The 14,475-nt window shown below is 63.8% G+C and carries 9 protein-coding genes; 4 read left to right on the forward strand and 5 right to left on the reverse strand.

The window, feature by feature from the left end:
- Positions 1-10: 10 nt before the first annotated feature.
- Genes EWM63_RS11785 through EWM63_RS11805 form a run of 5 tightly spaced genes read right to left on the reverse strand, consistent with a single transcriptional unit; the run spans position 11 to position 4,607 of the window.
- Positions 11-1,546, reverse strand: coding sequence for a type II and III secretion system protein family protein (locus EWM63_RS11785; RefSeq protein WP_130186690.1), 1,536 nt, complete (start codon positions 1,544-1,546; stop codon positions 11-13).
- Positions 1,547-1,556: 10 nt separating this feature from the next.
- Complete coding sequence (gene cpaB / locus EWM63_RS11790) at positions 1,557-2,390, reverse strand: Flp pilus assembly protein CpaB (RefSeq protein ID WP_130186691.1); 834 nt, start codon at positions 2,388-2,390, stop codon at positions 1,557-1,559.
- A complete protein-coding gene (locus tag EWM63_RS11795) occupies positions 2,387-3,742 on the reverse strand; it encodes a DUF8689 domain-containing protein (protein WP_130186692.1) in 1,356 nt (451 codons plus the stop codon). Before EWM63_RS11795 ends, cpaB begins: the two co-directional genes overlap by 4 nt.
- Before the next feature lie 59 nt (positions 3,743-3,801).
- Entirely contained in the window at positions 3,802-4,344 is a 543-nt protein-coding gene (locus EWM63_RS11800) for an A24 family peptidase (RefSeq protein WP_130186693.1), read from the reverse strand.
- A 59-nt stretch (positions 4,345-4,403) separates the two neighbouring features.
- A complete protein-coding gene (locus tag EWM63_RS11805; RefSeq protein WP_130186694.1) occupies positions 4,404-4,607 on the reverse strand; it encodes a Flp family type IVb pilin in 204 nt (67 codons plus the stop codon).
- A gap of 350 nt (positions 4,608-4,957) precedes the next feature.
- Between EWM63_RS11805 and EWM63_RS11810 the strand changes: the two genes are divergently transcribed.
- From EWM63_RS11810 to icmF, 4 genes are all read left to right on the forward strand, one after another.
- Positions 4,958-6,007, forward strand: coding sequence for a GGDEF domain-containing protein (locus tag EWM63_RS11810; RefSeq protein WP_130186695.1), 1,050 nt, complete (start codon positions 4,958-4,960; stop codon positions 6,005-6,007).
- A gap of 43 nt (positions 6,008-6,050) precedes the next feature.
- Positions 6,051-6,977 carry a LysR substrate-binding domain-containing protein gene (locus EWM63_RS11815; protein WP_130186696.1) on the forward strand — a complete coding sequence of 309 codons (927 nt, stop codon included), beginning with the start codon at positions 6,051-6,053 and terminating at the stop codon, positions 6,975-6,977.
- Between the two features lie 265 nt (positions 6,978-7,242).
- Positions 7,243-10,818 (forward strand): indolepyruvate ferredoxin oxidoreductase family protein, encoded by a 3,576-nt coding sequence (locus EWM63_RS11820; protein ID WP_130186697.1) that lies wholly within the window; start codon positions 7,243-7,245, stop codon positions 10,816-10,818.
- 172 nt (positions 10,819-10,990) lie between these two features.
- Positions 10,991-14,305 (forward strand): fused isobutyryl-CoA mutase/GTPase IcmF, encoded by a 3,315-nt coding sequence (gene icmF / locus EWM63_RS11825; RefSeq protein WP_130186698.1) that lies wholly within the window; start codon positions 10,991-10,993, stop codon positions 14,303-14,305.
- The last annotated feature ends 170 nt before the right edge of the window (positions 14,306-14,475 follow it).

The raw sequence follows: 14,475 nt of genomic DNA on the forward strand, positions 1-14,475 counted from the left end.
GGGATCCTCCTTATTTCAGCTGGAAGCCGGAGCCTTGCGCAGGCGTGGCTGCTGGGGTGGTTGCAGGATTGGCTGCGGGGGTGGCTGCCGGGGTAACAGCGGGCGCACGCTTTTCCATCCTGCCGAGCATGAACAGGTCGCCGCCGCGGGCAGGCTGCAGTGCATCCGTCGGCAGGGCGATACCTGGCGGCAGCGGCTTGACGAGATGGGCCGTGACCACGAACAGCAATTCGGTGCGGTCCTGCTGGAAGTCGGTGCTGCGGAACAGCGACCCCAGCACGGGAACGTCACCGAGCACAGGCAGCGCATCGATGTTGCTGACCTGGTTATTGCGGATCAGGCCGCCAATAGCGAAGCTCTGGCCATCGAACAACTGCACCGTCGTGGTGGCGCGACGGGTCGTGATCAGCGGCATGATTGCCCCGCCCGTGATCCCGTTCGCGCTGATGCCGATGCCTTCGCGCGACAGTTCCGACACTTCGGGCGCCACCTTCAGGCTGATCCGGCCGCCGGCCAGCACCGTGGGCGTGAAGCGCAGGCCCACGCCGAATTCTTTTTCTTCCAGCGATACCTTGTTGTTGTCCTGGGCGACCGGGATAAAAATCTTGCCGCCTGCCAGGAAGCTGCCTTCCTGGCCACTGATCGCCATCACGGTCGGCTCGGCCAGCAGCCGCACCAGCCCCTGGTCGCGCTGGGCGTCCAGCCGCAGCGCATTCGCCGGCGATTTGCCCAGGCTGACGCCGCCCTTCAACGTACCGCTGAGGAAGTTCGATACCAGCGCGTGCGTCCACTCGCCGCCGCGCAAGCGCAAAGCGGTGCCCGCTTCCAGCTTGTCGAGCAGGGTTTTCGATACTTCGGCGATCTTCACCTCCAGCATCACCTGCTGTGGTGCGCTCACCCCCAGCAGGTTGACGACGCGCGCACTGCTTGCGCCGGCCGGTGCGGCGCCACCATCGCGATCCGTGCCGGCCAGCGGCTTGGCCGGCTGGCGCACGTAGGCCTGGGCCAGTTCCATTACGCGCGCCAGCGTCGTGCCGTCCGCCACCGTGCCGCTCAGCACCAGCGTGTCCGCGGCGGCGGTAACCCGGAGATCCTTCTCGTCCGGCAGCAGCGCGGCAAGGGTGCCCTGCAATGCAGAAGGGTCCATTGCAACAGTGACCTCGATCACGCTGCAGGCGCCGCTCCTGCCCTGCACGATCATGTTGGTGCTGCCGATGTCCACGCCGGCCAGGTACAGCGTGTCGGGTGCCACGGCCATCGCCTGCAGCACGGCCGGGTTGCCGACGCTGCGGCTGGCGATAGGTTCCGGCAGGCGCATCAGCGTGGATTTGCCGAGTTGCAGCGCCATCTGGCCCGGCGCGGCAGCCTTGCCGCGGCAGCGCGGCCCATCGACGCGCTCCAGCGCTGCGGTTTTGCGTGGCGCTGCGGTTGCGGCGCCCGGTACCGCAGCGGCGGCGGTCGGCGGTACGGTCGACAAGGCCGGCACGGGTTCGGCATGGGCCGCGGCTGACAGGCCGGCCAGGAGTATGGTGGAATACAGTTTCATGATGGCATCCTTACAGGCACTCTTGATGGCTGCGCAGCCCGGCGATGGTGCCGATGCAGTGACGATGGGGGGCGGCACTTGCCTGCCGTACCGTCGCGCGCGGCGGCGGCAATGCAGCGGGCTTGACCGGTTCCGGGGCGACAAGGCCGAGCAGGCTGTTCTTCGTTGCGCCAGCGGTCGTGCCGGGGTTCGGATCGACCTGGTTGCGCAGCACCAGCGACAGGCTGCCGACGCTGCGTGCCAGGTCCAGTTTTTCCGCCTGTTCGGGCGAGACCTCCAGCGTGACGGCATTGACGACGCGGGGCTTGGTATCGTCGCGCCCCACTTCCTGCGCGACGGCCAGCACAAGGATCCGCTCCAGCACGATCTTCGAGATCGCGCTGCCCTCGCTGGTAGCGCTGGCATCGGCCTGGGTGCTGACGAGGATATCGACGAAATTACCGGGCAATGCGAAGCCGGCGACCCCGACCACGTCGTTGACGCGCACGGTAATGGCGCGCTTGCCTTCGCTGATCAGGGCGGAAAGGCCCCCCAGCGTGCCGGCCGGAGCCAGCTTGGCTTCCGTGAGCGGTTCGCCACGCAGCACACTGGCTTTCAGCACCCGCCCGGACAGTTGCAGCGGATCGCGCAGCGCCCCGACCGGCAGGCTGTCGGCGGGCCATTCGGCCAGTTTCACCATCTCCGACCCCAGGCGCTGCCCGAGGCTGACATCGGCGGTGGCAACGACGATACGGGTGGCATTGCCCGGCGCCTGCCCCAGCAGCCAGCGTGAAGCCAGGGCGACGGCGGCCAGACCAAGCACGATGGCGAATGCCATCATCATGTAAGCACGGCGGTTTTTCATTCGATCCTCTCGAACAGGTTGGTATCGGGAATACCGGCGAGCTGCACGCCGGTGGTGGCAAACATGCTGGACCAGGCCTGGTCGATGGTGGCAACCGACACGGCAGGCGATTGGCCGGTAAATGCGGCAAAGTCGGCAATGCGGGACAGGATGTCGCGCGGGAAACTGGCGAGCAGCGGCTGCCCGTCGCCCCGGTGAAGCTCCTCGATCAGGTAGCGCAGCGCCACCTCGTCATGCACGATGCCCATCGTGCGGCACTCCTGGCGGAACAGCGTGCGGTAGGCGTTTTCACCGAGCGGCCCCACGTGGACCTTGTAGCCGAGCCGGCGCAGCGACGATGGATCGAGCACCGCCTGCGGTTCCAGGCTGGTAACGAAGATCATCGTCACATCGAACGGCACGGAAAACTTGCGGCCACCCTGCAGCGCCAGTTGCTCGACCCCCGTGTCGAGTGGCTGCGTGAACCGGTTCAGCAACTCGGCGGCCGGTATCCGCTGCCGCCCCAGGTCATCCACGATGACCAGTCCACCCGCCGCCTTGACTTGCGGCGGCGCCTGGTAGCTGCCCGAAAACGGGTCGTGGCGCAGGTCCAGCATGTCCAGCGCCAATTCCGCCCCCATGTGCAGCACAGGCCGCCCGCACAATGCCCAGCGGCTGTCGATACTGCGCCGCTCGCCCATCGGACGGGGCGCCTGTGCCGGCGGCGGGTGGTGGATCGCACTGTCGTAGACCTGCATGATTTCCTGTCCCACGGCCACCGCATACGGGACACCGACCGTGCCTTGCAGCAGCCGGCCAAGCCGGCGTGCCAGGGTGGTCTTGCCGCTGCCGGACGGGCCATGCAGCAGCAGGGAGCGGTGCGCATGCAAGGCGGCTCCCACCAGTTCCCTTACCTGGGCGGGCAGGCAGTCGTCGGCAAATTCCGCGGTAAGGGCCTGCGCCGCGACCGGTGGCAACAGGGCTGATTGCCGTTGGAGCAGCGCTCTGTACTCATCCAGCGGCACGGGTGCGGGGCCGCTGTAGGGACTGCGCTCGAGCCAGGCGGCGGTGCGCTGCCGACCAGCCGAGGTCAGCTGGTATTGCACGTCGATGTCGGTATCGCCCCGCCATGCCACCTCGGCCAGCTGCTCGGCCACCATGAAGTCGAGCACTTCGCGCAGCACGTTGATCGACAGACGCAGCCGCGCCGTCAGTACCGGAAGAAGGGTCTTGCCGGCGCTGAACAGATGCTTGGCCACCAGCTCGGCAAGCAGGCTCAGCTCCAGTCCGGTTTCGCGTACCGTTTTCGGTTGCGGAGGCAGTTGAGCTTGCCCTTCGGTACGCTCGCCTGCGGTGATTTGAAGGTCTGACATTGCGCTCCTCCGTTGTAGAGGAGCAATTTTAGGCGGGGGTTTCCTGGCGGATATTGATCTCAAACAAAGGTGAAACCGTGTTGTTCCAGGACGACGGCAGCCGTGCCAAGGGCGATCGCTACGCCATATGGGATACCGCCGGCACTGGCATGGCGTTCGATAGGCACTGCGTGCATACGGTAACCCGCGATCTGGCACATCAATGGCCAGAGCAAATTTTTCATGTTATTGACGAGAATGCGCCAGCGGCCATTCGCCACCAGCATGCCGATAGCCAGGACGCCGCCGATTAGCCAGGAAAGGACCGCGATCTCGAATGCCAGCGTGGGGCCGGCAAACGCGCCTACCATCGCCATCAGCTTGACGTCGCCGGCGGCCATGCCGCGCAACAAATAGAGTGGCAGGAAGAGAAAGAAGCCCATGGCGAGGCCGGCCAGCCACGTGGACAGCACGGCGCCCTCCGCACCCGTGCGCCAGTGCAGCAGCACCGACAGGACAAGGCCGGACAGGACGAGTACATTGGGAATGCGCCGCAGCGCGAGATCAGTGACGGCGGCCTGCAACACCAGCCACAGCAGAAGAATTTGAAGTGCCAGGTTCATTGGGGGTGCCTATAAATGAAAAAAGCCCGCCGGTCGGAACCGGCGGGCTTTTTTATCAATCAGGGCGTGACCGGAGTGGGGTTCAGGGCGCCGGTGATCTTCTCGCCGATGTCACCAAATGCCGTACCAATGGTCTCGCCGAGTGCCGCGAACGCAACGCCCACGACGCCGGCAACCACGGCTGCCAGCAGGCCGTATTCGATGGCGGTGATGCCTTCTTCGTCGTTGGCGAATTGGCGGGCTGCGATGATCAGTGCTTTCATGTTTCCTCCTGAGTACTTTGTGGTTGGGTTTAATGCTGGCTGCATGTCGTGTGCCAGTAGAGAAACTATAGTTTTTATGCCGCCGGCAAACATTGATGTAGCGCAAGCTTGCCCAGTGGAACGGCAAACCTGTGGCGAATTGCCACACGGCCCCTTTCCGGTACCGGCGCGCTGCCGAAATAGCGACTCCGTGTAGAATCGTGGCGCTTTTCAACATTTTTAGATCGGGATAATTGCTCCTGAAATAGAAAAGATTTATCCTTATCAACTATTCTCAGGAAAGGCCTCGTGCTCTCCATCACTATGTGCCTTGTTCCGGAAAAAGCCGCCGCAACCTTCTAGACGAGAGCATGGATTCCCTTCTGAAACACATGGTGGACATGACCGGCCACCGCGATCACACAATGCTCGATATATCCGTGATCTCGGCGGTACAAGAGCTCGCCGGCGCCAGTCGCGCCCGGGTGCTGACGCTGGCCAACGTGCGCGGGTACGTGTATGTGCGTCCGCGTGCCGTGGTGGTGGCCGGGCACGCGGCGAGGATGGAGGAAAGCCCCGATCCAGGCAGCCCTGGCGAGCCGATCGCCCGTTTTCCCGCGCTGGAGCGTTGCATCGCGCGTCGCGAAATGTCCGCCGACGAAGTCGATGAAGAAGGCAAGCACACATTGTGGTTGCCGATCTGGCTGGGAGAAAAAGCCGATACCTGCCTGGAAATCGTCAATCCCACGCCGTACACCGCCGATACCGTCCACGTCATCCGCGGCATCGTCAGCGTTTACAAGAATTTCCAGAACCTGCTCGACTACAGCGAGCGCGATTCACTAACGGGCCTGCTGAACCGCAAGACGTTCGACGACCAGCTGGCCAAGATGCTGCTGGCCGCGGGCACCGAGCCGGATGGGTTGACGCTGCTGCCGGGGGAACCGGAGCGCCGCCAGCATACGGACGAGGAAAAGCAGTGGCTCGCCGTGGTCGACGTCGACCATTTCAAGCACGTCAACGACCGCTTCGGCCACCTGTATGGCGACGAGGTGCTGATCCTGATCGCCAACCTGCTGACCTCGTCGTTCCGTGCCCAGGACCGGGTTTTCCGCTTTGGTGGCGAGGAATTCGTGGTGCTGCTGCGCTCGACCACGCTGGACAATGCCGGGAAGATCATCGACCGCTTCCGCATGAACGTGGAGCAGCATGACTTTCCCCAGGTGGGCAAGGTCACCGTCAGTGTCGGCTTCGTGGCGATCAGCCCCGTCGAGGCGCCGGTGGTGATTCTCGGCCGTGCCGACCAGGCGCTGTATTTCGCCAAGAGCCATGGCCGCAACATGGCGTGCCATTACGACGAGCTGGTCAGCAGTGGACTGCTGCAGGCCGTCGAATCGAACGATACCGCCGAATTCTTCTGACATGCCGGGTACTTTGAAGTATTGAATACAACCTTCCAGGAATATGGAACTACGGCAGTTGCGCTACTTTGTTGCAATTGTGGAACATGGCTCGTTGTCACGCGCTGCCGGGGTATTGCATGTGGCACAACCGGCACTGACACAGCAGTTGCGACAACTCGAGACGGAACTGGGTGCCCAATTGCTGCACCGGAGTGCCCAGGGTGTCCACAGCACGGATGCCGGCAAGGTGTTCTACGAGCACGCGCAAGCGATCCTCAAGCAGGTGGCCGATGCCCGCTCCGCCGTCAGCCAGTCGGCCCGCCCATCCGGCACTGTCACACTTGGGCTGCCGCACAGCATTTCCGCCGCGCTGGCCCTGCCGCTGCTGGCGGCGGCGCGCGAGCAGTATCCCGACATTACCTTGCAATTGACGGAAGAACTGACGGGCCACCTGGCCGAGCAGCTGAAATCCGGCCGGGTCAACCTTGCCGTGCTGTTCGACGATGGCCAGCTGACGCCCTTCTCGACCACGCCGCTGGCCGAGGAAGCACTGTGCTTCATTTGCCGTGCCGATGCGCCATGGTTTCCCGGCCGCGCAGCGGTGACGCTGGCCGAAGCGCTTGGCGCCACGCTGATCCTGCCAGGGCTGCAGCATGGCGTGCGGCCCCGCATTGAATCCGTGGCGCGCGCTGCCGGCCTGGCAACCTGCGGCGTCATCGAAATCAACTCGATCGCCATCCTGAAATCGGCACTGATGGCGGACATGGGTGCGACGATCCTGCCGGTGGCGCCCGTGCTGCCCGAGATCGAGCGGGGCCAGATGCGCTGGCTGGATATCCGCGAGCCGTCGATTTCGCGCACCGTGGTGTTGTGCGCCTCGCGCAACCTGCCACCCACGACGGCTGTCACGGCCATCAGCACGCTGGCTGTCGACGTCGTGCGCCGCCTGTGCACGAGCGACGCGTGGCCGGGTGCCACGCTGCCATGATCCGTTAGCCATCATTTTTTCTTATACCCCTATCCCCAAACGCTATTTCCGTATACGTCAACCCGGGCGTACACTGGGCTGATAACCGCCGATGACGGCGGGCGGACCCGAGCACAACCGGCGTATGATCGACGCGCAATCGACGCACGATCGACGCACCACCGGTACGTGATCGACGCGGGTCCGACCGTGGCCTGAACCGGAACGTCTCTACCCGAGACGGGATGGCGCAGGCGCAACCGAAACAAGATTTTGGAGACAAGCCATGCCCGATACCTCGGCAATGGGTTCTGCCGCACCGCTGCCCGGTGCCGACGGTCCACAGCCAGTCCGCCTGAACGACGTCAGCCTCGACGACAAGTACACCGCCACGTCCGGCAAGATCTTCCTCTCCGGCATACAAGCCCTCGTGCGCCTTCCCCTGATGCAGCGAAAGCGCGACGAGGCGGCCGGCTTGAACACGGCGGGCTTCATTTCCGGCTACCGCGGTTCCCCGCTGGGTGGCCTCGATGAAACCCTGTGGAAGACACAAAAACACCTGGAAGCACATCATGTGCAGTTCGTGCCCGGCGTGAACGAAGACCTGGCCGCGACGGCTGTCTGGGGTTCGCAGCAGGTCGACCTGATCGGGCCAAGCAAGTACGATGGCGTGTTTGCCATGTGGTATGGCAAGGGGCCCGGCGTGGACCGCTGTGGCGATGTCTTCAAGCACATGAACCATGCCGGCACGGCCCGCAACGGCGGCGTGCTGCTGGTGGCGGGCGATGACCATGGCGCCTACTCGTCGACACTGCCGCACCAGTCCGACCATATCTTCTCCGCCTGCATGATTCCCGTGCTGTATCCATGCAATGTGCAGGAATACCTCGACCTGGGCGTGCACGGCTGGGCCATGTCGCGCTTTTCCGGTTGCGCGGTGGCGTTCAAGGCGCTGGCCGATACGGTGGAATCGTCGTCTTCGGTGGATGCCGATCCATTCCGCGTGCAGGTGAAGTTGCCGCAGGATTTCCATATGCCGGAAGGTGGCCTGAATGCGCGGCTATCCAACGTGCCGCTGGGCCGGCAGGCGCGCAACCAGGAAGCGCTGATGCAGGATTACAAGATCTATGCAGCGCTGGCCTATGCCCGCGAAAACCGGCTCAATCACACGACGATCGACAACCCCGATGCAAAGCTCGGCATCATCGCTTCCGGCAAGTCGTACCTGGACGTGCTCGAAGCGCTGGAAGAGCTGGGCATCGACGAGGAGATGGCAGCAAAGGTGGGATTGCGCTTGTTCAAGGTATCGATGCCGTGGCCGCTGGAACCGGACTCGGTGCGCGAATTCGCCCAGGGCCTCGATGAAATCCTGGTGGTCGAGGAAAAGCGCCAGTTCGTCGAATACCAGCTGAAGGAACAACTGTATAACTGGCGCGACGACGTGCGGCCGCGCGTGATCGGCAAGTTCGACGACAAGGGCGAATGGGTGGCACCACGCGGCGAATGGCTGTTGCCGCCAAAGGCCGATTTCTCGGTCTCGCAGGTTGCACGGGTGATCGCCTCGCGCGTGAAACGCTATGTCACCGATCCGCATATCTGCGACCAGATCAAGGCGCGGCTGGTATTCCTGGACGCCAAGGATGCCGTGCTGCAGAAGGCAATCAACACGCCGTTCCGCCCCGCTTTCTATTGCTCCGGCTGCCCGCACAACACCTCGACCAAGGTACCGGACGGCAGCTTCGCGCTGGCCGGCATCGGCTGCCACGTGATGGCCACGTCGATCTATCCGGAAATGAACAAGCTGACCACGCACATGGGCGGCGAAGGCGCGCCATGGATCGGACAGGCAGCCTTTTCAACGGTACCGCACGTGTTCCAGAACCTCGGCGACGGCACGTATTTCCACTCCGGCTACCTGGCCATTCGCGCCGCCGTGGCCGCGAAGGTCAACATTACCTACAAGATCCTGTACAACGACGCGGTGGCAATGACGGGCGGCCAGCCGGTCGACGGTACGGTGTCGGTGCCGATGATCGCGCAGCAGATGGCGGCCGAGGGCGTGCAGCGCATTGCCCTGGTAACGGAAGACCTGTCCCGCTATGCGGACCGCTCGAACCTGCCGGCTTTCGTGACACTGCACGACCGCAAGGACATGGATGCGGTACAGCGCGAACTGCGCGAGATCGCCGGTTGCACGGTCCTGATCTACGACCAGACCTGCGCGGCCGAAAAACGGCGCCGCAGGAAAAAGAAGGAGCTCGTCGATCCGGGCAAGCGCATGGTCATCAACGAGGCGGTCTGCGAAGGATGCGGCGATTGCGGCATCCAGTCCAATTGCGTGTCGATCCTGCCGAAGGAAACCGAGTTTGGCCGCAAGCGCACGATCGACCAGTCGAGCTGCAACAAGGACTATTCGTGCGTGAAGGGGTTCTGCCCGAGCTTCGTGACCGTGGAGGGCGGCACGCTGAAAAAATCAAAGGCCGACACGACCCACACGGAAGACTGGGGTGCGTTGCCCCAGCCAACGATCCCGGCATGCGGGCAGCCGTACAACATCCTCATCAATGGCATCGGCGGCACGGGCGTCATCACCGTCGGTGCGCTGATGGGCATGGCTGCGCACCTGGAGGGCAAGGGCGCATCGGTGCTGGACATGACGGGCATGTCGCAAAAGAACGGTTCCGTCACGTCGCACGTGAAGATCGTGCAGTCGCCGGCGCACCTGCGCGCGCAGCGCATCGCCACCGGCGAAGCGGATCTCGTGCTCGGTTGCGACATGCTGACCACGGGTGCGGCCGATGCGATCGCGAAGATGCGCCCGGGCCGCACGCTGGCCGTCGTCAACCTGCATGAACAGCCACCCGGCACGTTCGCGCAGGACGCCGACTGGGAATACCCGACGGGGGACGTGCGCGCGCTGATCGAGGAATCCGTGGGCGGTGCCGCGGCGGCCGATTTCGTGAACGCGACGAAGCTGGCCACGGCACTGATGGGCGACTCGATCGCCGCCAATTTGTTCATGCTGGGCTACGCCTGGCAACGCGGCCGCATTCCGCTCACCGAGGCGGCGCTGCTGCGGGCAATCGAGATGAACGGTGTCGCCGTCGAGTCGAACAAGAAAAGCTTCCTGTGGGGCCGTCGCGCGGCGGTGGATGTGAAGCGGGTCGAGCGGATCGCCACGCCGGCACAGCCCGTTGTGCTGCAGATGCCGCAGAGCCTGGAGTCCATCGTGCGCAAGCGCGTGGAATTCCTGACCGGCTACCAGGATGCCGCCTATGCCGGGCGCTACCAGCAGTTCGTCGAACAGGTACGCGAGCGTGAACGCGCGTTGGGAATGCCGTCGACGCGCCTGTCGGTTGCAGTGGCGAAATCGCTGGCCAAGCTGATGGCCTACAAGGACGAATACGAGGTGGCGCGGCTGTACACGGATGGCCGCTTCGTCGAACAGTTGAAGGCGCAGTTCGAAGGCGACTTCGCGCTGAAATTCAACCTGGCGCCGCCGATTTTCGCCAAGAAGGATGCGCAAGGCCACCTGGTCAAGGCCCAGTATGGTTCATGGACCTGGCGGGCCTTCCAGGTACTGGCTCGCCTGAAAGGCTTGCGCGGCGGCCCGCTCGACATCTTCGGCCGCACCGCCGAGCGCAAGATGGAACGCGCGCTGATCGGCCAGTACCGACAGGTGATCGCCGACGTGCTGTCGCGCCTCACCGCCGAGAACTACGACACCGCGGTCGCCCTGGCGGCCCTGCCGGAAAAAATTCGCGGTTTCGGACATGTGAAGGAAAAGGCCGTCACCGCGTATCACGCCGAGCAGGCCCGCTTGCTGGCCGCCTTCGGCGGCTCGCACCAGCACGCCGCCTGATGTTGCTCGACACCGGGGTCAGACCCCATTTTTAAGAAATATTTCCTGGAATCGGGGCGGTGCGGCGATCCGACTGACCCCGGTTTCAGGAAACGAAAGACGATATCTTTACGTTTACGTAAGCGTCATATAATCGGATCATTGCGATCCGCCAGAATTTTCAGGGACCTCCATGAACGATCTGACTTCCGCCAAGACCCTCGCCGCCGATGCACAGCCGCCGCGCCCGGCCAACAAGGTGCGTTTTGTCACCGCCGCTTCGCTGTTCGACGGCCACGATGCGTCGATCAACATCATGCGCCGCATTCTGCAGTCGCACGGCGTGGAAGTCGTGCACCTGGGGCATAACCGCTCCGTCGACGAGGTGGTGACGGCGGCGCTGGCCGAGGATGTGCAGGGCATCGCGATTTCCAGCTACCAGGGCGGCCATGTCGAATACTTCAAATACATGATCGACCTGCTGCGCCAGCGCGGCGGCGCGCACATCAAGGTGTTCGGTGGCGGCGGCGGCGTGATCGTGCCGGCGGAGATCGCCGAACTGCACGCCTATGGCGTGACGCGCATCTTCAGCCCGGAAGACGGCCAGCGCATGGGCCTGGCCGGCATGATCGCGTGGATGGTGCAGCAGTGCGACGTGGACTTGTCGCAGTATTCGCCCACGTCGCTGGAACCGCTGCAGGGTGAACAAACCGCAGGCGACATCGTGGCGCGCCATCGCCCGCTGGCGCAGCTGATCACGGCGCTGGAAAACGACAAGGCCGCCCCCGCGTTGCGCCGGCATTTGCAGGAAGCGGCCGACAGCCTGCGCGTGCCGACGCTTGGCATTACCGGCACCGGTGGCGCCGGCAAATCGTCGCTGACCGATGAGCTGATCCGCCGCATTCGCCTCGACCAGGGCGATGCGCTCAATATCGCCGTGATCTCGATCGACCCGTCGCGCCGCAAGTCCGGCGGCGCATTGCTGGGCGACCGCATCCGGATGAACGCCATCAATCCCTGGAGCATGGGTGGCGAATCGCGGCATCGGGTCTTCATGCGGTCGCTGGCCACGCGCGAGGCGGGTTCCGAGATCTCGCAGGCATTGCCCGATGTGATCCGCGCCTGCAAGGTGGCCGGGTTCGACCTGGTGATCGTGGAAACCTCCGGCATCGGCCAGGGCGATGCCGCGATCGTGCCGCACGTGGACTTGTCGATGTATGTGATGACGCCGGAGTTCGGCGCCGCCTCGCAGCTGGAAAAGATCGACATGCTGGACTTCGCCGACTTCATCGCGATCAACAAGTTCGACCGCAAGGGCGCGCAGGATGCGCTGCGCGACGTGGCCAAGCAGTACCAGCGCAACCGCGAGCTGTGGAGCCGCCAGCCGGACGAGATGCCGGTGTTCGGCACGCAGGCTTCGCGCTTCAACGACGATGGCGTGACTGCGCTGTACCAGGCCCTGCTGCCGGAACTGGCGCAATTCGGGCTGCGCACGCGGCCCGGGCTGTTGCCCCTGGCGGACGTGCGCCATTCGTCGGGCAAGAACGTGATCGTGCCGCCGGCGCGGGCACGCTACCTGGCCGAAATTGCCGACACCGTGCGCGGCTACCACAAGCACGTGCGCCGGCAATCGGTGCTGGCGCGCGAGCGCCAGCAGTTGACGGAAGCAAAACGCATGCTGGCGGCGGCTGGCCGCACCACCGACTTCGACGACGTCATCACCGAGCGCGACCACGCGCTTGATGCCGGCGCGAAAAAACTGCTGGCCATGTGGCCGGACATGCAGGCGGCATACGCTGGCGACGAGTACGTGGTGAAAATCCGCGACAAGGAAATCCGCACGGGCCTCGTGCAGCACACGTTGTCCGGCACGAAGATCCGCAAGGTGGCGCTGCCGAAGTACGAGGATCACGGCGAGCTGCTGCGCTGGTTGATGCTGGAAAACGTGCCGGGTTCGTTCCCGTACACCGCCGGCGTGTTCGCGTTCAAGCGCGAAGGAGAGGACCCGACGCGCATGTTCGCCGGCGAAGGCGATGCATTCCGCACCAACCGCCGGTTCAAGCTCGTCTCCGAGGGGCTCGATGCCAAACGCCTGTCGACCGCCTTCGATTCCGTGACACTGTATGGCGCCGATCCGGCACCGCGGCCGGACATCTACGGCAAGGTGGGCAATTCGGGCGTGTCGATCGCCACGCTGGATGACATGAAGGTGCTGTACGACGGCTTCGACCTGTGCAGCCCGTCGACGTCGGTATCGATGACGATCAATGGACCTGCGCCGACGATCCTGGCGATGTTCATGAACACGGCGATCGACCAGCAGCTCGACAAGTTCGTGGCGCAGAACGGACGCCCGCCGACGGATGATGAAGCGGCGAAGATCCGCGCCTGGGTGCTGCAGAACGTACGCGGCACGGTGCAGGCCGATATCCTGAAGGAGGACCAGGGCCAGAACACCTGCATCTTCAGTACCGAGTTTTCATTGAAGGTCATGGGCGATATCCAGGAATACTTCGTCCACCACGGCGTGCGCAATTTCTACTCCGTGTCGATTTCCGGCTACCACATCGCCGAAGCGGGGGCGAACCCCATCTCACAACTGGCATTTACGCTGTCGAACGGCTTTACCTTCGTGGAAGCCTACCTGGCGCGCGGCATGCACATCGACGATTTCGCGCCGAACCTGTCGTTCTTTTTCTCCAACGGCATGGACCCGGAATATACGGTGCTGGGTCGCGTGGCCCGACGCCTCTGGGCCGTGACAATGCGCGACAAGTATGGCGCCAACGATCGCAGCCAGAAGCTGAAGTACCACATCCAGACGTCCGGCCGCTCGCTGCACGCGCAGGAGATCGACTTCAACGATATCCGCACCACCTTGCAGGCATTGATCGCGATCTATGACAACTGCAATTCGCTGCACACCAATGCCTACGATGAAGCAATCACCACGCCGACCGACGAATCGGTGCGCCGCGCACTGGCGATCCAGCTGATCATCAATCGCGAATGGGGCCTGGCAAAGAACGAAAACCCGAACCAGGGCGCATTCATCATCGACGAGCTGACCGATCTCGTGGAAGAAGCCGTGCTGCAGGAATTCGAACGCATCGCCGAGCGCGGTGGCGTGCTGGGCGCCATGGAAACAGGCTACCAGCGCGGCAAGATCCAGGAAGAGTCCCTGCTCTACGAGCACAGGAAGCATGACGGTTCACTGCCGATCATCGGCGTCAATACATTCCGCAATCCCAAGGGCGCTGACGTGCCGCAGGTAATCGAGCTTGCCCGTTCGACCGACGACGAAAAGCAGTCGCAGTTGCGCCGCCTGGCGGACTTCCACCTGCGCCATGCGCAAGCCGCACCGGCCGCGCTGGCGGCCTTGCAGCAGGCGGCCATCGACAACCAGAACGTCTTCGCGAAGTTGATGGATGCCGTGCGCGTGTGCTCGCTGGGCCAGATCACCAGCGCGCTGTTCGAGACCGGCGGCCAGTATCGCCGCAATATGTAAATCCACGATCCCGCCAGCGGGTCAAGCAGGACGTTGACCCGCTGGTAGCCGCCATGATCTTCATCAATTTGGTGGTCTTGCCAGATGTCGCATAGCTGGCGGCGCCTGCTGAGCATCAATACCGCAATCTTCCCCTGCACTAACTTTGTATCTCATTGCCTGGCCTCGGT

This window comes from Pseudoduganella lutea (genome assembly GCF_004209755.1).
Classification (GTDB): domain Bacteria; phylum Pseudomonadota; class Gammaproteobacteria; order Burkholderiales; family Burkholderiaceae_D; genus Rugamonas; species Rugamonas lutea.